The organism is Shimazuella sp. NTD250 (assembly GCF_059510375.1).
This window is the reverse complement of record NZ_JCAJZS010000011.1, coordinates 1-20,274: the sequence shown is the minus strand read 5'-3', so window position 1 is coordinate 20,274 and position 20,274 is coordinate 1. Positions and strand designations below refer to the sequence as shown.

19 protein-coding genes, 2 pseudogenes and 1 other annotated feature are annotated in these 20,274 nt (G+C 36.9%); of the genes and pseudogenes, 9 read left to right on the top strand and 12 right to left on the bottom strand.

Going from position 1 to position 20,274, the window contains the following annotated elements; all coding sequences use genetic code 11:
• Positions 1–189: 189 nt before the first annotated feature.
• Positions 190–1,077, bottom strand: a complete 888-nt coding sequence (locus AC5WOF_RS18980; RefSeq protein WP_496051513.1) for a LysR family transcriptional regulator — start codon at positions 1,075–1,077, stop codon at positions 190–192.
• A gap of 156 nt (positions 1,078–1,233) precedes the next feature.
• Here AC5WOF_RS18980 and AC5WOF_RS18975 point away from each other — a divergent pair, with 156 nt between their 5' ends.
• Together AC5WOF_RS18975 and AC5WOF_RS18970 are read left to right on the top strand one after the other, a co-directional pair.
• Positions 1,234–2,502 carry an MFS transporter gene (locus tag AC5WOF_RS18975; protein ID WP_496051512.1) on the top strand — a complete coding sequence of 423 codons (1,269 nt, stop codon included), beginning with the start codon at positions 1,234–1,236 and terminating at the stop codon, positions 2,500–2,502.
• A gap of 138 nt (positions 2,503–2,640) precedes the next feature.
• Positions 2,641–2,826: a hypothetical protein gene (locus AC5WOF_RS18970; RefSeq protein WP_496051511.1), complete on the top strand. Its 186-nt coding sequence runs from the start codon at positions 2,641–2,643 to the stop codon at positions 2,824–2,826.
• Between the two features lie 171 nt (positions 2,827–2,997).
• Here the strand turns inward: AC5WOF_RS18970 and AC5WOF_RS18965 are convergent.
• Positions 2,998–3,147 (bottom strand): annotated as a pseudogene (locus tag AC5WOF_RS18965) (YndA family protein); the annotation flags it as partial.
• Positions 3,148–3,166: 19 nt separating this feature from the next.
• Positions 3,167–3,303 (top strand) — a sequence feature (23S ribosomal RNA rRNA prediction is too short).
• Positions 3,304–3,756: 453 nt separating this feature from the next.
• Between AC5WOF_RS18965 and AC5WOF_RS18960 the strand changes: the two are divergent.
• Both AC5WOF_RS18960 and AC5WOF_RS18955 read left to right on the top strand, forming a co-directional pair.
• Positions 3,757–3,930: pseudogene (locus AC5WOF_RS18960) on the top strand (IS3 family transposase); the annotation flags it as partial.
• Positions 3,931–4,718: 788 nt separating this feature from the next.
• A complete protein-coding gene (locus AC5WOF_RS18955) occupies positions 4,719–5,033 on the top strand; it encodes a hypothetical protein (RefSeq protein ID WP_496051510.1) in 315 nt (104 codons plus the stop codon).
• Positions 5,034–5,401: 368 nt separating this feature from the next.
• Here the strand turns inward: AC5WOF_RS18955 and AC5WOF_RS18950 are convergent, their stop codons facing one another.
• From AC5WOF_RS18950 to AC5WOF_RS18930, 5 genes are all read right to left on the bottom strand, one after another.
• Positions 5,402–7,219 carry a DEAD/DEAH box helicase gene (locus AC5WOF_RS18950; protein ID WP_496051509.1) on the bottom strand — a complete coding sequence of 606 codons (1,818 nt, stop codon included), beginning with the start codon at positions 7,217–7,219 and terminating at the stop codon, positions 5,402–5,404.
• Positions 7,220–8,037: 818 nt separating this feature from the next.
• On the bottom strand, positions 8,038–8,493 hold the full coding sequence (locus tag AC5WOF_RS18945) for an Hsp20/alpha crystallin family protein (protein ID WP_496051508.1): 456 nt from the start codon (positions 8,491–8,493) through the stop codon (positions 8,038–8,040).
• Between the two features lie 25 nt (positions 8,494–8,518).
• A complete protein-coding gene (locus tag AC5WOF_RS18940) occupies positions 8,519–8,755 on the bottom strand; it encodes a hypothetical protein (RefSeq protein ID WP_496051507.1) in 237 nt (78 codons plus the stop codon).
• Between the two features lie 12 nt (positions 8,756–8,767).
• A complete protein-coding gene (locus tag AC5WOF_RS18935) occupies positions 8,768–9,004 on the bottom strand; it encodes a hypothetical protein (protein WP_496051506.1) in 237 nt (78 codons plus the stop codon).
• An 18-nt stretch (positions 9,005–9,022) separates the two neighbouring features.
• A complete protein-coding gene (locus AC5WOF_RS18930; RefSeq protein ID WP_496051505.1) occupies positions 9,023–9,259 on the bottom strand; it encodes a hypothetical protein in 237 nt (78 codons plus the stop codon).
• A gap of 144 nt (positions 9,260–9,403) precedes the next feature.
• On the opposite strand from AC5WOF_RS18930, the gene AC5WOF_RS18925 reads away from it, so the two are divergent.
• The 5 genes from AC5WOF_RS18925 to AC5WOF_RS18905 all read left to right on the top strand — a co-directional run bounded on the left by AC5WOF_RS18925 (position 9,404) and on the right by AC5WOF_RS18905 (position 14,815).
• A complete protein-coding gene (locus AC5WOF_RS18925; protein ID WP_496051504.1) occupies positions 9,404–9,658 on the top strand; it encodes a hypothetical protein in 255 nt (84 codons plus the stop codon).
• 653 nt (positions 9,659–10,311) lie between these two features.
• Complete coding sequence (rarD, locus tag AC5WOF_RS18920; protein WP_496051503.1) at positions 10,312–11,226, top strand: EamA family transporter RarD; 915 nt, start codon at positions 10,312–10,314, stop codon at positions 11,224–11,226.
• 188 nt (positions 11,227–11,414) lie between these two features.
• A complete protein-coding gene (locus AC5WOF_RS18915) occupies positions 11,415–13,268 on the top strand; it encodes a cation:proton antiporter domain-containing protein (RefSeq protein ID WP_496051502.1) in 1,854 nt (617 codons plus the stop codon).
• A gap of 177 nt (positions 13,269–13,445) precedes the next feature.
• The gene (locus AC5WOF_RS18910; RefSeq protein WP_496051501.1) at positions 13,446–14,360 is read left to right on the top strand and encodes a ParM/StbA family protein; all 915 of its coding nucleotides are present in this window, start codon (positions 13,446–13,448) and stop codon (positions 14,358–14,360) included.
• Between the two features lie 5 nt (positions 14,361–14,365).
• A complete protein-coding gene (locus AC5WOF_RS18905; protein WP_496051500.1) occupies positions 14,366–14,815 on the top strand; it encodes a hypothetical protein in 450 nt (149 codons plus the stop codon).
• Positions 14,816–14,852: 37 nt separating this feature from the next.
• On the opposite strand, the gene AC5WOF_RS18900 is transcribed toward AC5WOF_RS18905, so the two are convergent.
• The 5 genes from AC5WOF_RS18900 to AC5WOF_RS18880 all read right to left on the bottom strand — a co-directional run bounded on the left by AC5WOF_RS18900 (position 14,853) and on the right by AC5WOF_RS18880 (position 19,808).
• On the bottom strand, positions 14,853–15,566 hold the full coding sequence (locus AC5WOF_RS18900) for an ABC transporter ATP-binding protein (protein WP_496051499.1): 714 nt from the start codon (positions 15,564–15,566) through the stop codon (positions 14,853–14,855).
• Positions 15,566–16,336 carry an ABC transporter ATP-binding protein gene (locus AC5WOF_RS18895; RefSeq protein ID WP_496051498.1) on the bottom strand — a complete coding sequence of 257 codons (771 nt, stop codon included), beginning with the start codon at positions 16,334–16,336 and terminating at the stop codon, positions 15,566–15,568. Before AC5WOF_RS18895 ends, AC5WOF_RS18900 begins: the two co-directional genes overlap by 1 nt.
• A gap of 14 nt (positions 16,337–16,350) precedes the next feature.
• Positions 16,351–17,583 (bottom strand): branched-chain amino acid ABC transporter permease, encoded by a 1,233-nt coding sequence (locus tag AC5WOF_RS18890; RefSeq protein WP_496051523.1) that lies wholly within the window; start codon positions 17,581–17,583, stop codon positions 16,351–16,353.
• Between the two features lie 9 nt (positions 17,584–17,592).
• Positions 17,593–18,570, bottom strand: coding sequence for a branched-chain amino acid ABC transporter permease (locus AC5WOF_RS18885; RefSeq protein WP_496051497.1), 978 nt, complete (start codon positions 18,568–18,570; stop codon positions 17,593–17,595).
• A 74-nt stretch (positions 18,571–18,644) separates the two neighbouring features.
• The gene (locus AC5WOF_RS18880) at positions 18,645–19,808 is read right to left on the bottom strand and encodes a branched-chain amino acid ABC transporter substrate-binding protein (protein WP_496051496.1); all 1,164 of its coding nucleotides are present in this window, start codon (positions 19,806–19,808) and stop codon (positions 18,645–18,647) included.
• Positions 19,809–20,274: the final 466 nt, after the last annotated feature.

Genomic DNA, 20,274 nt, shown 5'->3' with positions numbered 1-20,274 from the left:
ATGGAGTTAATGGGTTAGACGATAAGAGAGGAAAGCGAAAAGGCTATCATTAAGGTAATGCGCTTTTTAGACAGGCATTTTCCAATCGGAGATTTTGATATAAACAATAGTAAAAGCTCAATTTGCCTAAATAATAGAAGTCGAACCGATCTATATTTCAGAATCGGTCTTTTTTCATTTGAATTCATATTAAATTGTGGGGATATCTGAATTATCATTTTGGATCATCAAATCCATAAACGCTTTGCTTGCAGGTGTTACTTCTTCGAATGAATGAGCAATGATACCTATCTGACGAGAAATCTTAGGAATGATATTTTTTGTGATTAAACTATGTGATACGGAAGACAATGTGAAGTTGGAAATAATGCCTGTGCCTAAATTACTTTTGACCATATTAATTAAAGTTTCAGCATTTTGAACGGTTAAGTTCTCTTCATATGCTATGTTGTTTTTTTGGAATATTTTGTTTAAGGCGAGTTCATGTCCTCCTTTACAAAAAATAATTGCATCTTGATAGTTTTCCAGATTAATTTCTTTGTCTTCCTTTAATTTATAACGATCAGGAATAATGGCAACCATATGATCGTCATATAAAACTTTATATTCAAATTGATCAAAAGGGGATGAGACAATCCCGAAATCAATAGTTCTTTCTCCAACCCATTTTTTTATCTGATTGGAAGTTCCTTCTACTAATTCAATATTTACATCTGGGTATTTGGATCGAAATATGGAGATAACTCTGGGTAGTATTTTTGTTGATACAGCTGGAAAAGAACCTATTTTCACTTTCCCTCTTAGCAATTGGTTTTCTCGATAAGCAACTTGATATATTTTATTTTCAATTAACTTCATTTCTCTTGCTAATATAAGAATTTCTTTGCCTATTTCAGTAAGTATTAATCCATTTTGTTTATCCCGAAAAAACAATTTAACCCCCAGCGATTCTTCTAAATTTTTTACTACTTTGCTCACCGCAGGTTGTGATATATATAACTCTTTAGCAGCCTCAGTGATGTTCATTTTTTTCGCTACCTTTAAAAATGTCTCTAGGTTATTCATCTTCATAACCAATTAGTTATCCCCTTTATAAAAAATAGCTATTTCAGTTATATAAAAATATATCATATGATGTATCCAACAACAATTGAGAAACAATAAAGAAGACATTGATGTTCAAAGTTTTTAATTCTTTTTTTATCAAAACTAAAATTAAAGGAGGTTTAAGATATGAATCAAACGAGTCATGAAGAAACTTTGACTCAGAGTCATGCTATGACCACCCAGACTCAAGAAACTGGAGTATCGAAACAGTTTGTTGTCTACAATCAACAATCTTGGCGGATATGGATAGCCTCTTGGATGGTAACAGCAGTATTTATACTCTCGAACTTACCGACTCCGCTTTATGTGTACTGGCAACGAGAAATGGGTTTTTCTAATGGTACTCTAACCCTCATTTTTGCAGCATACATTGTTGGGCTGCTTGTGACACTTCTGTTTGCAGGTCAGCTTTCTGATCGGTTTGGACGAAAACCGATACTATATCCTGGTCTAGCAGCAGCTTTCCTTGCTTGTTTACTGTTTGCTACAGCTTCCTCCGTTCTTGCGCTTATTGGAGCTCGATTTCTGACTGGAATTGCTATTGGGGTGATTGTTTCGGCGGGAATGGCAGCAGTAATGGATGTAGGTGGACCAGCACAAAGGCCGGCTGCCTCTCTTGCAGCATCGGTTGCAATGGTGTTAGGAGCAGGTCTTGGGCCACTAGTATCTGGAATCTTAGCACAGACAATCACTCGACCTATAGTTCCGATTTTTACTATCGAACTTGTGATATTAATTAGTGCGTTTCTTGTAGTAGGTTTTCTGCTCAAAAGCAGCACCAACTCTGGTCAAAAGGATGAATGGCGCCTAAAAACACCTAGTGTCCCGTCAGCAAATCGCTTGCATCTGGCTTTTGGGATTGCCATGTTCGCACCTGGTATTACGGCGACATCCTTTGTCTTATCTCTAGGACCTTCGCTTTTATCAAAGCTTCTAGAGGTGAAAAGCCCTCTTATTTCAGGTGTTACTGCCTGTTTAATGTTTCTGGCGGCAACAGGAATACAGTTCATGCTCAAAAAATTACCTGTTCGAACCATTTTCTTGTTTAGTGCAACAGCAACTATCCTATCTATGGTAAGTATTGCATTAGCCGTCAATACCTCAGTTCTACTATTGTTCGTACTTGCTGCTATATTTGCTGGTATTGGTCAAGGTCTTGGACAACTAGGTGGATTAACACTTATTGGTGTTCATGTTCCGGATCATCGGAGGGCTGAGGCAAATGCGGTACTCAATCTTGGCGGCTACATTTCAGCTGCTCTCCTGCCAGTAGGCACTGGTTATCTTATCGATAAGACAAGTTTAGCAATCGGAGCCGCTATCTTTACAGCTGTACTTTCTATTATAGCCGCAGCTGCTATGATTTTCGTCCTAACACGTTTTCAGAAAGAATAGTAGATATTAAGTTCGGTCACATTAACAATTAATGGTAGAAGGAAAGGTGACTTTTCTTAATGTGTTAATTTTCTGTTATTTGATAGGGGCTATATTGTATAATATAGGTATAAAATCAATTCTGTGAGGAGGACAATTATGGCGAAAAAACATAAGAAACATAAACATCGAACAACCTCCAGTACAATTTCTACCCTAAAAGCTATAACTTTTACCAACTACAATACCACTTCCAACTATAACACTAGTTCCAGCTCCAGCCACCATAACCATACCAATTCCAGCTCAAACTACACCTCTGGTTCTAACTCAGGTGGCTCCTAGTTCAAATGCAGGATATCATAACTTATACGAATAGCAAAAATACTCTTGGCAAGACGAGCCGAGAGTATTTTTATGTGAGTTTCGCAGTGACATACTAAAGTTTTTTGTCGCTTGCTTCTGTAGAGTGGGTAGCTTTCGTTTGATGGGAATCATCCAGTACCATTTTAAATATTAATCATAAAAAGTGACTTTTGTTCCAGAATGTATGTCTCCATATGTCCGAATATAAAGTTCTGCTTTTAAATTTGTACCATCAATATAGTCCGTAACATACCACCAAGTACATTGACCTGAACCTAAAAATTCATAACCGATGTAGTCATCTTTCCCACTGCCGGTAGTACCAGGGTCCTGTTCCCATAATTCATAGGATGAAGTTCCGGTAACACGGAATGGAGGTCCGAACCCACTGATGTTGAAAAATCAGGGAATGAGGTGTGGGTAGGAGTGAAATGCCAATCGAACTCGGAGATAGCTGGTTCACCCCGAAATAGCTTTAGGGCTAGCCTCGTGTTTTGAGCAGTGGGGGTAGAGCACTGATTGGACTAAGGGCCCTTCCTGGGTTACCGAATTCAGTCAAACTCCTTCGACCCAGTAAAACCTGATGAGAGACAGCCCGTGGGTTCGTTCCCTTGGTGCTAAAACGTGCTGGGTACGCCAGTTACATTTAACGGTACCAACGATCTAGATCATGGTGTCGGTAGGGAGGCGTTCAACGTCGTTCGTGTTCAGATCGTCGACTTGATCATCCACATATTCCGACATCTATAGAAGCACTGTCCTTTCCGAATCTATTTTCAAGGAAATTTCTTATTCCGCCTTTTCGAAGCGTTGTGCAAAAACATCCAAAACCGGAATAAACGGAACACAAGTTTTCTTACTTCACTTGGTCCTACCCTTAATTTTAGTATTGTATTATAGTTCATTCTAAGTTATGTGCGAATGAAAAAATATCGTTCCTATCGTGGAAAGGTTGGAAAAATTGCGCCGAACCTTTTGGCACGTCAATTTCAAGCAACAAAACCCAATGAAAAATGGGTAACAGATGTCACCGAATTTCATTTACATGGCGAAAAGCTGTATTTATCGCCCATTCTTGACCTTTAAAAATAAAAATTCTAAAATATGGAAATAATTCTGTGAACTAGAGCAGCAACCCTGTCACTAGGACTAGTTCGTCAGATAAATTCAATTTATTAGTATGCTTGTGATTTACCGTTTGATTGTAGGATTATAACGAAAAACAGTCCTGTCAGAAACAGAGACTGTTTTCATAATTTATTTTAAATTAGTTTTATTCGAGTCCGGACATCCCAAATAATGGTCATCCGGTCTTTTCCCGTAATTTTTGTTATGGGAGTTGATGTTTCGCTCTGGGTTGGCTACCCAGCCACCAACACTCGGGGCGAGGTCGTACGCTGAGGATAAGAAATTGCCAATCTCTCTATCCCATAGTGTCGTAAACGTGGCCTTCGCTCACAACACCCCCTTTGATATCTTGATTCAAGAAACCAAAGGCAGTGTTGTGAGTAGAAAGAATAGAAACATCTAAAGTCATTATATTATAAATAATAAAACATTGTCAAAAGCCAAGGAGATCTATTAAACCATTTCGGGGAATATGCAAAAATTTGGTTACTTTGCAGTCTGTGGTAAAGCAATTCTGTCACCAGTATGAATGAAACATAAGAGCAATTATGTTTCATTCATAGAATCTGGCCGCACCTGTTTATACAATACTAAACTCCATAAGTGGCCACAGTGATATACTGGTGTGTATTTCAAATGGATACAAACCAATCTGATGCAAAAAATTGCTAAGCACCTTAATCAAAAATCAAAGAGCTAAAAACCCCCGTTAAACTCTTTTGTATCCGCATCGTTTACATTTTTTGGATAATCCGATTTGGAACTGGTGGGATAAACGCCCTAATAACAAAGGCGTGTCGAAAACGGAATTAGCAAAACGCCTAGGGGTAACCCATGCACAAGTGAACAAAGATGAACGTAATGAATACGCAGGAGCGAGTGAAGTAATGCCAGATCATTGTCATCTGTTTTTGAATAGTCATCTTATTCGCCATCAGATATCATGGCAAATTGGACAAAAGACTATAAAAGGTACCGTAACCCCCCTTATTACGCAAGTCGTATCCGCCTCTAATCAGGTTGGCGATGCATTAAATTGGGTACTCTCAAGTGAATAGTAGATTATAGGAGGGGCTAACACCAAGTGGTAAGCCCTTTTTATGTGTTCACAAACATTCGAATCCTCTATAAGTTCTGCTTTGCGGTCTACGGTAGGAACCCTGTCACTGGTCCTACATAAACCAACGGAACCAAAACAGTAGATGTACCAGCAAATGACTGAATGAAATATCAATTTTGCAAATTTGCTGCTGTTTCACTCAAAAGAAACACCAGAAAACTAAGATTTTTCGCAAAGTATGGTGTGGTTTCAACAATCAGGGTGCCTGATCTAGTCCGCAGGATTACTTCCATTTTTCGGTCAAATTAGGGTTTGTTGTTCGGATGCTGGTTCTGGGCATACTAGAAAAATACTTTCTCCTCGTTCTTAAATTAAATTATCGATATCCTCATCAAATATCGAGTTTGTACTTGAAGGTGATAACATAAAGTCACTTAATTCTTGTTTTTGACTTATAACATTATCAATCTTCTCCTCTATTGTATTTACTGTGATGAGTTTATGAACTTGTACAAAGTTTTCTTGGCCAATACGGTGTACCCGGTCAGTTGCTTGATTTTCTACTGCTGGATTCCACCAGCGATCAAAATGTATAACGTGGTTAGCAGCCGTAAGGTTTAAACCTGTTCCCCCAGCTTTCAAAGACAGAATAAAAATGGGTGCTTGCTTGCTTTGAAAATCTTCTACCATCTTTGCCCTTTCCTTTTGGGGAGTACTCCCATTCAAAAATGGAACGTTGACCTTAAACTTTTCAGTTAAATAGTGTTGTAGTACTTCTCCCATTTGTACATACTGAGTAAAAAGAATTACACTTTCACCTGCCTCAATTATATTACTGATGAGCTCATCAACTAGTGCTACTTTATTGGAACGTTCTGCGACATTTGTTATGTTATCTTCTTTTAAATATAATCCCGGATGATTACATAATTGTTTTAATTTTCCAATTATAGTCATCATATATGCTTTCCTTTTTTTCTTGGTTAAAGTTTTTACTTCGTTTTTTACTTCATGTACCAATCTTTTGTATAGTTCTTCTTGCTCATCAGTTAATGTACAGTATTGCTTCTGCTCTAACTTATCTGGTAAATCACCTTTTATTTTTTCTTCGGCTTTTGTTCTCCGTAGAATGAAAGGCTGGATTAGTTGCTGAAGTTGGTGTACCTTTGCCTTATTGTGCTCATGTTCGATTGGTTGAACATACTGTGTCTTAAATATCGCTTGTGTACCAAGAAATTTTGGATTTAAAAATTCAGTCAGTGACCATAACTCCATGAGACGATTTTCAATAGGTGTTCCGCTTAATGCCAATCGACCCTCGCTGTTCAAAGAGCGTATGACGTTCGCTCTTTTTGTCTGAGCGTTTTTTATATGTTGAGCTTCATCCAAACAAATAATATGCCAATTTATACTCTTAAAGAGGGTATGATCAATAATAAGCGTGCTGTAAGTTGTTAAGATAATATCGTATTCAGCTGCATACTTTTTAAAACTATTTTTTTTGCGTTCTTTTCCATAGTGGATGTGGACTTTAATATCTGGAGCGAATTTGCTGAATTCTTTTTCCCAATTGACTATTAGAGACGTAGGTACAACAATCAATGAAACTTTTCGTTTTTCACGTATTTCATTAAAGAATGCGATCGTTTGAATTGTTTTCCCAAGCCCCATATCATCTGCTAATAAAGCCCCCATTTTATGTTTATTTAGATGTATTAACCATTTAGCTCCATCTAATTGGTATGGCCGTAATGTACAATTAAGATCTACAATTTTCTTCAAGGAGGTTTTTCTTTTTTTAACTGCCTTCAATCGGTCACTATATAATGGGTTTTCCGAGTTATCTGCAGGTACACTTCTTTTTTCGACAGTCTCCCAATACTTGAATAATTCACTTGACTGTCCTGGTTTTTGCATACTTTCTGTATAAAATAACGTTGCAGTGATATGTTCACAAAACGAAGATACTGAACATGTACAAGTATATTTTGAATCCTGAATTTTCACTTCATAGTTTCCGCTTTTATCAGCAACCATTGCTAGAATTGAATTAACATCATGGTTATAATTATATACTGCTCCTGAACGACTTAATTGACGCCCCGTTTTAACAATTTCTTTGACGTAATCATTCGAACTGTTGTATAGACTGAATAGGTTTTTCCACAATAATATTAGATCCATATTGTAATCACTCTCCCGTAAACATTTTAAGGGGATAATAAAAAAATAGATAGACTTGTACTTTGTATTGGTTTATACCCTAAGATCCGGTTATAGATTTATAGATTTCATATAGAGTAGGTAAGCGATTTGAGGAATGAGGGGCACAATGGAAAATATATGAATCTGTCATCCTCGAATTATCTCGAATGATCTCCTATAAAAACTCATAATATTCTGCCTTTAGAAAACAAGAAAATGCTTAGAGAATAAGCATCATCTCATCTTACTGCTCCGGGTGGGAGTTCCATCACCGAACCTTGCTGGGTCATGCACGTGAAAGGTCACAAAGACAGTTACAAGATCGAAGAACTCCCTGACGGAGCCATGATCCCGATATACCCTCTGTCGAGCTCGCTAGTCAGATACCACCCACCGCTCATTCTAAGAAAATGACTTTGTCTGCTTGGAACGAGTAGGTCTGGGTGTTTCATACGCCTAGACCAGAGAAAACAATTGAATTTCACATAGATTGAGCCTTTTACTGGGGCAATAATAAGCGAGTAATACAAACAACCGACTATCTACCTTAACAGGTAGGTAGTCGGTTTAATTGTGTCTAAAGTATGTCTTAATATGTATTTTTCTTCTTTGGATACGGTGACCCGATAGTATTGTAAAATCGTAACATTATTGTAGGTTATATTTATTTTTTTGTATATAATTATACTTAATTTATATGAAATTATATAATTATGTTAATTGGGAATTGGATGGTTTAATTGGAAATTTGAATAGATACCGTTTATATTCAAAAAGTGCCAAGAAACAAATTGTCCTTAGTTGTTGTAAGTGTAGTTGATCATAATTTCTTTAAAATTGGTTTTTTTTGTTTTTGGAATACGGATTTGAAGTGTATTTTGAGTATAATTTGCTTCACTGCCGTCTACATCACCATTACATGGTAAATTTATCGATATAGGATCATGATTTAAACCGGTAACCTTCAATTTATTTGTATCCAAAAAAATTCGCATGTCTTCTGCTCTTCTCTGTTCAGGAACTTGAATTTGAACAACCATATAATCATCTGTTTCTTTTATGTTTGGTGGAATGTTAAAAGGTGGTTTTTCTATGTCATATTTGTTAGAGAAAACTTGGTCAATGGATTTATTAATAATTCCTTCAAGCCAATTCAAATCCATAGAGAAAAAGGGAAAAGTATTTTTGCCATTAGAGGAATAATCATTACGCATGAATGATTCCCAATCAAAACTTGAAAATGGATTTTTCATCTTTCCTGTACTCCTTTTATATGCCTTAAAGTTGAGTTCCTACATAATTACTTCCTTCAAAACTTGCATTATCTAGATAATCAGGGTCGATGTTTATAAATTTGTTTGTTTTTACATTACCTAATCCTTCAAAAATAATATAATTACCTACATTTCGTTTTGTCGTATTTCTATTTTGAATGATGTTGGCTCCAAAGTTAATGGATCCAGCTTGTGCAACAGCATTAGACTTAACATAGCCAAGTTGAATAAATGTTGCCATAGATAATGCCTCCTACAATTGAGGTCCACCGAAGTTTTGACCTTCGATATTTGCTTGGTCGATGTTGTCTGGATCAACATTTTGATGAAACAAGACAGGAACATTGTTCAATCCTACTCCTACGTTTGTGGAAGCATTGTTATTTTTTGTTCCATTTCTATTCTGGATAATGTTTTGCCCAATCCCAATTGATCCACTGGATGTAATGCTATTATTTTGAATGAATCCAAAATTAAAAAATACAGGCATGGAAAATATCCTTTCTAATTAAGTCGATTTCATCGCCCAATTATCCCCACTCCATACACAGTGATCGAAAGTATCTATATCTATTGCATATTTTTCATCTTCCTCTATGTGAAGTTGGCCACTGCCAATAAATGCAATACCTTGGTTCTGTTTTTGTGTATTTCGTTGTGTAATGGAGTTTGTTCCATTTGCTATTACCGCATCTTGGCTGCAACGATCAATAGAAAAGCCGTCTATTTTGATTCGCAAATCCAAAGTTAATTACTCCTTTATGAGTCGTTTACGCTATAGTATATCGTTCTATGTACAAATGTGCAGGAACATTTACCTAACTCTTACATACGATAACAAGACTAATCCAATGGGGCAGATCCCCATATATAAAGGTAGGTTGGCGTCTTGGATACCAAAAATATAAATATCAATATTAACATTGGGACAGTCAAGATTATTTCCATGGCAACTGCTAGTACTTTTGCTATTGGAAACAGTGGTGTTGCCAACCGAAATACCAGCAAAACAAACTCTGGACCATCGATCATTGCTGACGGGACGGTAACGGTGCCGATAAAAAAGCAAATCACCTATGATCCAGATCAATTAGATACACCCGAATGGAGTGGGCATCATGTGGTCAACACTCCAACCTCATAATGGATATATTTCGTACATAAGTAGCATAAGGAAAATTAGACTCTCTGATCTAATCCAAGAGAATATTTTCGATTGTTTTTTTAGATTTGCAAATGAGAAAAGCTTATGGTTGGAAATGGAAGGATATGAGCTGGACGAGGGAATTTTATCTCTCTTTTTTTTATGTTCAAATGGAATTATTCTATATTTTTTATTTTCACTGGGTGAGAACTGGAATCTCTTTGTTCTAAATAGAATAGAATGGAATAAATAGTTTGATAAGTAGGTGAAGATGTTGGCAACAAAAAAAGAGATATTTATAAGTAGTATCTTTCTTACTGGCAGTGCTCTTTTCTTCATCGCTTCTTTATTTTCATTTATCGTATTATTTCAACCAAAATAAGACGCTCTGAGGTTCTTTAGTCAAATAAGTATCTATCTAAATAAACTATAGAAACCAAAATAACTCTCAGTCATTTCCTTAGGGTATTTTGGTTTTTCCCGTTAGTCTGGGTGAAGTAATTCATAATCTCCCCCAATTGTTCGATGTAACTCTGTTTGATAATAGTTCTGTTCCCTAGTATGTTGTAACGCTATACATTTATAAAAATTACTACTATAATGATGTAGGTGTTAAATGAATTTTATAATTTAAGCTTAGGAAGAGGCTTATTATGGGAACAGAAAATAACAGGGGTATTTGGTATGCTGTTTCGGCATTTTTTATGTGGGGGATTTTGCCACTTTATTGGCATTATATGAATAAGGTCTCTGCTTTAGAAATTTTAGCTCATCGTATTTTTTGGTCCTTTTTATTTGTAGTTCTTCTCATAATAGTACAAAAAAAGTGGATGGATGTTATAAAAGTTTTTCAGACTTGGAAAGTAATCCTTGCTATTTTTGGGTGTTCTTTATTTATCAGTGCAAATTGGTATATCTATATTTGGGCAGTAAATAATGGTCATGTTATAGAGGCGAGTCTTGGATACTATACGAACCCTCTTATCAGCATTGTATTTGGAATGCTTTTTTTACGAGAACGATTAAATTCATGGCAATGGGTTGCGTTGTCTTTTGCATTAATCGGAGTTTTGATCCAAACTGTCGAGTTTGGACAGTTCCCATGGATTGCATTATCTTTGTCTATTACTTTTGCATTTTATGGGTTATCAAAAAAATTAATTCAAGTGGAAGCGATGATTTCACTTGTACTCGAAACTATGATGTTAGTTCCGTTTGCTTTGGGCTATATCCTATACGTAGAAGCAAAGGGGACAGGTTCGATAGTTCAACTCCCTGTTTCGAATGTGCTCTTATTAATCGGTACAGGTGTAATAACTGCTCTTCCACTGCTTTGGTTTGCACAAGGGGCAAAACGTGTTTCTTTATCGACTCTAGGATTTATTCAATACTTAGCTCCTACCATTTCCTTGGTTTTAGGCATATTCTTTTTTCATGAGCATTTTACCAAAGTGAATTTCGTTAGCTTTGGATTTATCTGGATAGCCATTCTTATTTATTCGCTATCGCAAATAGGACTGTTAAATAGATGGTTTTCCAGAAAAGCGTTCGTAAAAGAAAGAATATAATATATAGATGTGGTGATAAACTGTATTGTTGTCCTATAGTCTTAAATTTGTGCAAAAAATAAATGCCATGTGGTATCATAATTTTAACAACATATATATTCGCTTTTTCGGAGGAGCCTGTCATCATGGGGCTCCTCTCTCTATTTTTGGATAACCTAAAAAGAGGAAGAGAATGAAAGGGGTTATTTATGCAGCTTTATATGGAACTATCAATTTTACTTCTTGCTATTGCGACAGGTGTAACAGCGATTGCGAAGAAGTTTGGTATTGCATATCCAATTGCATTAGTTGTAGTAGGGACGATTGTTGGTTTACTTCCTATTCCTGGATTAGAAGAGTTAAAGTCGTTTGTTGTAGAGGATGAAGTATTCCATTTTATTATTATTTCTATTTTTCTCCCTGCTTTACTTGGGGAAGCTACGTTGAAATTATCTATACAACAATTAAAAGAAAATCAGCGCAGTATTATTTCGTTAGCAATAATTGGTACATTGCTTTCATTTGTTACGGTTGGTTTTTTATCGATGAAATTTTTGTCTTTGCCAATCGTCGTAGCCTTTACCTTTGCCTCTTTGATGGCTGCAACAGATCCAGTGAGCGTTTTATCTATCTTTAAAAAAGTAGGAGTGAATGACAGGCTTGCCATCATTTTAGAAGGAGAGAGTTTGGCGAATGATGGTGTAGCAGTTGTTTTGTTTCAAATTTCAAGTACAAGTTTATTATTGTATGTAAATGAAGGATGGAAAGGTTTTGGACTCGGAATAATAGATTTTTTACTCGTAAGTATTGGTGGAATTACAGTAGGAGCTATTTTAGGTTATTTATTCTCCAACGTCTCTCGTTATTTTGATGACTTCGCATTGGAAATCCTCATGTCACTTGTACTTTTCTACAGTGCATATTTAGCAGCCGAATTTTTACATGTATCAGGTGTGATTGCAGTAGTGGTAGCTGGACTTGTCCTTGGAAATTATGGCGCAAAACAAATGACACCTACTACTAAGTTAAATATCCGCAACTTTTGGGATACGCTCGCGCTCATTGCTAATTCGGTTGTATTTTTGATGATAGGAATAGAGATTAATCGAATAAACTTTGCAGACCGGTGGGTTCCTATTTTGATTGCTATCGTGATTGTACTTATCGCAAGAGCGATTTCCGTTTATTTATCGTTATGGGGAAACAAAAATGTTCCTATGAAATGGAGACATACAATGAATTGGGGTGGTTTGCGGGGAGCTCTCTCTATTGCCTTAGCATTAAGCCTCCCTCTTCCATTTTCAGGAAGAGAAGATATTATTGTTTTAGCATTTAGTGTTGTTTTATTTTCATTGCTTGTACAAGGACTTACGATGAAAAAATTTGCAATTTGGATGGATACGCTTGTATCGAAAAAGGGTGTAGATCAATATGAGGAGTACTTGAGTTATATGCAGCGATATCGTACAGGACAAAAAGAATTGGCTGTAATGAGAGATCAGGCAGCTTTATCCCCAGTTTTGTATGATCTTTTGCAACAAGAATATGCATTTAAAATAGACCAAGTCCAAAGGAAAATGGAAGAGTTGTATCAAGAAAATCCATCTTTACAGATAGAACAACAAATAAAAGCGAAGCGTAGAAGTTTATATGCAGAATACGATGTTGTATCTAGATTAGAACAAAACTCTTTAATTAGTAGCGAAGTAGCTGATCATCAACATCAAGAGATAGTGGATGCTTTAGTAAATGCACAGGAACTTAGCGATGAAGAAGTAGCAAAGATAAAGAAACATGCCGATCAATACAAACAAGAACCATCAAAATCGATTTGGATTATTAGTGATCAACATACCCAGCTTGGGGACGCGCTATTAAAGGAAATGGGAAAGGGTGTTACCTATCTTCATGGAGAAGGAGCATATACAGGAGAAGGGAAAAAGGTAATATTTTGTGTAATTCAACATTCCGAAGAACCAAAATTAAACGAAATTGTTCAACGTGTTGACCCAAAAGCATTTTTGGCAATGGGTAATCTTCACAATGTACAAGGCGGGAAATAATATGGTCAGATCTCGATAAAGGATCATGCTAATATTTTTAAGTAGATAAGTTTATGGAAATTATATGAAATTAATGGGATGATACAAAGATTCTTTGGTCTAATTACACAGAAATATAGCAAAACATCTGTTAATGGCTTATCATGTTCATTAGGAATATACATAAGGAGTGACAGCATGAGTTATTTTGATGGAAAGAATGAATTTGCCATTGCAGTAACAGATAATGGTCGGCATAAAGTAAAAGGAGCACTTATTCAAGGAAAGCATGTGCACACGGATGATTTTTTTAGTTATATCGGTGAATATGTAGACTTGGATTTTCATGCGAATTCAGATGATGATATGATTGTTCAAATTGGGAGAAATGGGGAAAAAGGCACTTATTTTGTAGGCGATTTAGCTCGCAGAGCCGGTAATCATGCAAAAAAAGCAAAGCAAGATTCTAAGGCACATGAACAAAACATCATTTTTACTTTGACTATGTTACATCGCTTAGGTGTGGCAGGTAATGTAAAACTAGGTACTGTTGTACCAATTGAAAATCACCGTTCAGATGCAAAAAAATTAAAACAAATGCTTGTCGGAGAGCATTTTGTAACTGTTAATGGTGTAGAGAGAAGAATTCATGTTCTTGATGTTTTAGTTGGGGTAGAAGGTGGAGCTACTTACTATGTAACTCCTGAAGAAGACACAGAGGACAAAGTAGTTCATATTATGGCTATTGGTTCTGAGAAATCTAACTTTGCTACTTATGATCATAACGGTCGTTATGTGCATAATCAATCTGGTTCTTCATCGAATATTTCTTGGGAAAAATTCCGTAATTTCTCCAAAGATAAACGTTCTGAAGCAATTGCAAAAGCTATTTTTTCAGAAGTTGGTGGATATCATTGGGATTTGCCATATGAAGATGAATACGGTGATGTGAGAGAAAAAATGTTTTATGTGTCTGGTGGAGCTGCTGAGCTATTATTGCCAGAGATTCGTAAGTTTTTCCCAAATGTACAAGTTGCTCCAAATCCTTTGTACAGTGATTGTTTAGGTATGCTTCACGCTTCTGCTCTCGAGTGGGTCCCAGAAGGGTGGTAAAATAAATGAGCGAACGAGATACAAGGGAGTTGCTTTCAACTCGTAAACGCAATGTGACGCTTACCTTTAATCTAAATGATCAAATGGAGCGTGAAGTTTATGAGTGGTGTAGTGAACATGATGATTCGTGTTCTGACTTTATCAAAAAAGTACTCTCCCAGTACAAGGAGTATCGAGAGTTTGTGCAAACGGTATCAAAGTTGCATGAGATGATGCCAATGATGCAACAAATGTTTCCGGCAATGGGTACAAACCCAGTACCAAATCCACTCCAGCAGATGAGTTCGCAAGTAAATCAGAAAATGAATCCACAAGTGATTCCACAAATGAGTCCGCATATACAACCATTTTCCAATGTCCCACCAAAAGCTCCTTCTTCTACTTCCGAACTGCCATCACGTTCTGTTCGTCATGGTGGTTCGAAAAGAAGAAGGACAAGTATGCCGATGGAATAGAAAAAGAAGACCTTATAAAAGGGTCTTCTTTTATATTTTAAGCAAGATAAGCTTCCGTTATTTGTTTATTTTCTAATAATGATTTTGCTTGATCTGCTAGGATGATTTTCCCTGTTTGGATTACATAACCCCTGTGTGCGATGGAAAGTGCTTGATACGCATTTTGTTCGACCAATAAAATGGTCATTCCTGTCTGATTTAATTCTTGGATGATCTCAAATATCTGCTCCACAATGATCGGTGCTAGTCCCATGGAAGGTTCATCTAGGAGCAAAATGCTAGGTTTACTCATGAGTGCCCTGCCGATTGCTAACATTTGCTGCTCTCCTCCACTCATGGTTCCTCCTTTTTGATGGAGCCTTTCTTTTACCCTTGGAAAATACTGAAAAACGATTTCCATCTGTTCTTCTATCTCTTTTTTGTTTTTTAGTTGAAAAGCACCCATTTCTAGATTTTCTTTGACTGTTAACCTAGGGAATATCCGGCGACCTTCTGGTACATGTGCGATGCCTAGTTTAGCAGTTTGATGAGGAGGGAGTTTCGTTATATCTTTTCCGAGAAATGAGATAGTTCCAGTTGTTTTTACCTGACCACAAATCGCTTTTAAGGTTGTGGATTTTCCAGCACCATTGGATCCTACCAAAGTAACGATTTCACCAACATTTACTTCGAGTGAAATAGCATCTAATGCTTGGATCTGATCATAGTAAGCTGATACTTGTTGCATTTGTAGAAGCAAGCGATCTGACATCAAGAAACAGCTCCTTTTCCTAGATAGGCTTCTATTACCCTTGGATTAGATCGTATTTCTTCTGGATTTCCAGATGCAATTTTTTGACCATAATCGAGCACGATTATTTCCTCGGAAATATTCATTACAAGCTTCATATCGTGCTCAATGAGAATAATCGTAAGGTTGAATTCCTCTCTGATGCGAGTGATAAGTTCAGTTAGTGTTTTTGTTTCCCTTGGATTCATCCCAGCTGCTGGTTCATCGAGAAATAGGATGTGTGGTCTAGTAGCAAGGGCTCGGGCAATTTCTAATCTCCTTTGTTCTCCATAAGATAGATTTTTAGCCTGTTCATTGCATTTTTCCGAAAGATGAACTATCTGCAATAATTTATAAGCATCTATTGCTGCTTTCTTTTCCTCAAAGCGAACATGTTTAAATTGAAATAAGGTGCCGAGTAAACCAGAAGTGAGGTGGGAATGCATACCGATCAATACATTCTCCAGTGCAGTCATTTCTTTAAATAGACGTATATTCTGAAAGGTTCGAGCAATTCCTAAGTTGGCTATTTGGTTGGGTTTTCGGTTTATAAGGGATGTTCCATTCATCGCAATACTTCCCGAATCTGGTTTATAGATACCAGTAATGAGGTTAAACAAAGTCGTTTTTCCAGCTCCATTTGGTCCGATAATGGCAGTAATGGAATTATCTTTGATAGACAAGTCTATTTTGTTTACAGCAGTTAATCCCCCAAATTGTTTGGTTACCCCTTTTAGCTCCAATGCGGTCATCCATATTCTCTCCCTTATTTGTCTGGAATGGTTTGATCTGCTAGCTCCTCTGGATCAAACTGCTTGGTTTTGGCAGTAATCAACCCTTTTGGGCGATAAACGGCTATTAAGACAAGGATAATCCCAAAGATAAGACGCTGCATTTTTGTCGGAGATAATGTTTCAGATATACTGATCGTCTGTGTTAAGAAATTGGTTACTTCTGTTAATATTTGCAGGTTTAGTACAGAAATAACAGCAGCTCCTAGAATGACGCCAGGTATACTTCCCATACCGCCGAGAATAACCATTACAAGAATAGTGATGGATTCGATGAGAGTGAAGCTGGAGGGATCGACAAACATATTTTTGGCAGAAAAAACCACCCCCATCATTCCTGAAAAGGATGCCCCTAACGCAAAAGCCCACAATTTTGTCTTAACCAAGGGGATGCCCATTGCTTGGGCAGCAATTTCATCTTCTCGGATAGCTTTCCAAGAGCGACCTAGCTTTGAATTCTCTAGTCTCTGAACTCCTACTATCACGATCAGTAATATTGCAATGACGATATAATAAAACTGACTGGCAAGACTAAAGGTAAATCCAAAAATTTCAGGTTGTTGAATCTGGGAAAGACCTTGTGCACCGTTAGTAATATTTATCGGTTTGTCCAAATTGTTAAAAACAATACGGATGATTTCTCCGAATCCTAGCGTAACAATAGCCAGATAGTCACCTTTTACTCGCAGGACAGGAATTCCTAATAATATGCCAAATAGAGCAGCTATTAACCCTCCTATAATAATAAACGGCCAAAACCAAACTCCACCTAAGGGGAAAATATCACTATGAAACAGTGCAGCTGCCTGTGGGGAGGCAAATATTCCATACGTATAGGAGCCAATAGCGAAGAATGCGACAAATCCAAGGTCTAAAAGACCTGCAAAGCCAACTACTATATTTAGTCCTAGTGCCATCGCGATATAAATCCCCGTTTGGACAGCTACTTCCATGTAGTCTTGTTGTGAAGTTCCACCAGAGGTTGCTAGTGGAATAATGACTACTAGTAGTATGAGAGCGATGCTCCATTTTATTGGTTTGGACAGATGAGTATAGTGAAGAAGTAATAAAGAGCCTAACAACAGGAGAAATGCAGTGACTGATCTTTCCAAGAAGTAAACACTGGCGCTACTTATTAGGATAAACAGTAACAATAAGATAAATTGTAGTCTTCGGTTATTTTGCAGCATATCTAAGCCTTTGTTCATCCTGATCACCTACACCTTCTCCTTGGCAGATTTTCCAAATAAGCCTTCTGGTTTAAAAATAAGGACCAAAATTAAAATAGCGAAAGCAAAAACATCTTTGTATTCCGAGCCAAATACGCCGCCAGTCAGTGTACTTAGATTGGCAGAAGCAAAAACTTCTAATACACCCAAAAGTAAGCCGCCAAACATTGCTCCACGAATGTTTCCAATTCCCCCAAGGACAGCTGCAGTAAATGCTTTAAGCCCAAGTATAAATCCGATGTAAGGATCAATCGTCGCATATTGTTGAGCAAATAAAAACCCAGTAGCGCCGCCAATTGCAGAACCGATAAAGAAGGTGAGACTGATTACTTTGTTCACGTTAATGGACATAAGCGATGCTGTTTCTTGATCTTGTGCTACAGCACGCATGGCTGTACCCCATTTGGTGCGGTTGACAAATATATCGAGCATAATCATGATAACAATGGTAATGCCTATGAGAATAAGCGTGTTTGTTTTAATCGTTGCATTTTGAAATGTTCCAACGATTGAGGAAAAGGGGATGGTTAATTTCCCTTCAAATAAGGTAGTGCCTGTTATGATATAGTTACCAGTTTTCCATTCAGCTAGGAAACGAACTAAGTCTTGCAATATAAAGGAAATACCGATTGCTGAAATCAAAGGAATCAGTTTCGGTGCTTTTCTCAGTGGTCGATACGCCAGCTTTTCGATGCCCATTCCTAAGAGACCAGTGAGGAGAGCTGTTATGATTAAGATGAGTATAAGAGTGATCCAGGCAGGCAAAGCTGCACCAAATGCCCCCATAGATAACAAGAGACCTGTTCCGATAAATGCTCCAGTCATAAATACTTCGCCATGAGCGAAGTTAATGAGTTCCAATATGCCGTATACCATGGTATAACCTAATGCTACTACAGCATAGACAGCACCGAGTGTTAGACCATCTACTAATACTTGGGGAAGAGCAGAGAAGATATGACTCATGAAGAAAACTCTTCCTTTCTTTATAGTTTGGGAAAGAGGTGAAGCGTTTTCCTTCACCTCTTTGGAATATGCTGTTATTTTCCTTCTTCTCCAACTAGAGGACCTGGATATTGATTGTTTTCAAATTTATGAATAAAGATTTTAGCGAAATCATTATCGCCTTTTGTATCGAAAGATACTTTGGTAGCGATTCCTTGATAATCCTTGATCACGTGAACAGCGTCTAAAACTTGTTGACGTGTAGGCTTTTTGTTACCATTTTTCTTAATTGCATCTTCTAACCCTTGGAGTAGTACATTCATAGCGTCATATCCATAATAGGCATATGATTGAGGAGCTTTATTAAATTTTGCTTTGTATCGGTCTGCCCACTTTTTCCCTTCAGCTGTATTACTAACATCGGCAGCAGTTGTACTATAATAAACATCTTTAATGGCATCTCCTGCTATTTTATACATATCAGACGAATCTACTCCGTCTCCACCCATCATAGGAGCAGTAATTCCTTTTTCTCGTGCTTGTTTGACGAGTATTCCGAATTCAGAATAAATACCACCATAGAAAATAAAGTCCGGTTTTGCCGCAGCAACTTGATTTAATACCCCGCTAAAGTCTTTTTCTCCAACAGTAATACCTTCATTGCCAGCAATTTTTGCTCCATTTTTCTCAGCTTGTTTTTGGAAGTTACTCGTAATTCCTTGTCCATATGCTGTTTTATCTTGGATGATAAAAATGGTTTTTGCATGTAATTTGTTCGTGGCATAGTTTGCATCTGCAGATCCTTGGACATCATCTCGTGCTACAATCCTATGCACTGATTTGTTACCGCTTTCAGTTAGCTCTACAGCAGTATTTGCAGGAGATACCATTGCTAATTGATTTTTTTGATAGGTAGTAGAGGAAGGGATGGCTACCCCTGAATTATAGTGACCGACTACTCCTAAAATCGATTGATCTGCACCGATTTGTTGTGCATTTGCAACGCCTTTTTTAGGATCGGCTTGATCATCGTAAGGTGCTAATTCTAAATTAAACCCTAATTTTTTTAATGCTTCTACATGATCGTCGATTGCTAACTGAGCACCGTTTTTAATTGCTTCGCCTACAGTGGCTTGGTTGCCGGAAAGAGGCGTCTGTGTTGCTATTTTTATTACATTTCCACTGGAATTATTGCTACAACCGATAACGCTAATAGAAAGAAGACTGAGTGATAACCCTAATGAGAAAACTCTTTTCATTTGCGTACCTCCTAATGTTGTTAACTTTCAAGTAAACAGATGGATATGTAACAATCGCCCCTTTCTGTATTTCGGAAATAAAATAGTTACGTGAAATTTTTGTTAACTATAATCGATATAATAATAAATAAAAACAAAAAAATCTATAACCAAAGAATGGGTTGTACCTATTTTTGAGGATAGAGATAGTTTGGAAAATAAAGATAAAAGTGACCCTTCCTAGTAAGAAGTACAATAAATAATTTTTAGGGTTGTTCCTATCAATTAGTATAAGACCTTAGGATAAATCACTTGGCTGCATTCCCAAAAGTGGTAGGTTCTCTCCACTATGAACATTTTATCAATAATAATAATTAATGAATACAAGATAATAATTTATATATAGAAGAAATCGTATTTGTACTGCTTTAATTTATACATGTAATGCTAGGTTCTTTTGGCTTAGAGGAAAAAAGATTAAAAAAAG

Bases quoted from the DNA above. Each gene is read 5' to 3' on its own strand.
- AC5WOF_RS18915 (WP_496051502.1), top strand. From the start codon at position 11,415: ATGCAGCTTTATATGGAACTATCAATTTTACTTCTTGCTATTGCGACA.
- AC5WOF_RS18905 (WP_496051500.1), top strand. From the start codon at position 14,366: ATGAGCGAACGAGATACAAGGGAGTTGCTTTCAACTCGTAAACGCAAT.
- AC5WOF_RS18895 (WP_496051498.1), bottom strand. From the start codon at position 16,336: ATGACCGCATTGGAGCTAAAAGGGGTAACCAAACAATTTGGGGGATTA.
- AC5WOF_RS18970 (WP_496051511.1), top strand. From the start codon at position 2,641: ATGGCGAAAAAACATAAGAAACATAAACATCGAACAACCTCCAGTACA.
- AC5WOF_RS18950 (WP_496051509.1), bottom strand. From the start codon at position 7,219: ATGGATCTAATATTATTGTGGAAAAACCTATTCAGTCTATACAACAGT.
- AC5WOF_RS18935 (WP_496051506.1), bottom strand. From the start codon at position 9,004: ATGCCTGTATTTTTTAATTTTGGATTCATTCAAAATAATAGCATTACA.
- AC5WOF_RS18890 (WP_496051523.1), bottom strand. From the start codon at position 17,583: ATGAACAAAGGCTTAGATATGCTGCAAAATAACCGAAGACTACAATTT.
- AC5WOF_RS18975 (WP_496051512.1), top strand. From the start codon at position 1,234: ATGAATCAAACGAGTCATGAAGAAACTTTGACTCAGAGTCATGCTATG.
- AC5WOF_RS18880 (WP_496051496.1), bottom strand. From the start codon at position 19,808: ATGAAAAGAGTTTTCTCATTAGGGTTATCACTCAGTCTTCTTTCTATT.
- AC5WOF_RS18885 (WP_496051497.1), bottom strand. From the start codon at position 18,570: ATGAGTCATATCTTCTCTGCTCTTCCCCAAGTATTAGTAGATGGTCTA.
- AC5WOF_RS18940 (WP_496051507.1), bottom strand. From the start codon at position 8,755: ATGGCAACATTTATTCAACTTGGCTATGTTAAGTCTAATGCTGTTGCA.
- rarD (WP_496051503.1), top strand. From the start codon at position 10,312: ATGGGAACAGAAAATAACAGGGGTATTTGGTATGCTGTTTCGGCATTT.
- AC5WOF_RS18910 (WP_496051501.1), top strand. From the start codon at position 13,446: ATGAGTTATTTTGATGGAAAGAATGAATTTGCCATTGCAGTAACAGAT.
- AC5WOF_RS18900 (WP_496051499.1), bottom strand. From the start codon at position 15,566: ATGTCAGATCGCTTGCTTCTACAAATGCAACAAGTATCAGCTTACTAT.
- AC5WOF_RS18945 (WP_496051508.1), bottom strand. From the start codon at position 8,493: ATGAAAAATCCATTTTCAAGTTTTGATTGGGAATCATTCATGCGTAAT.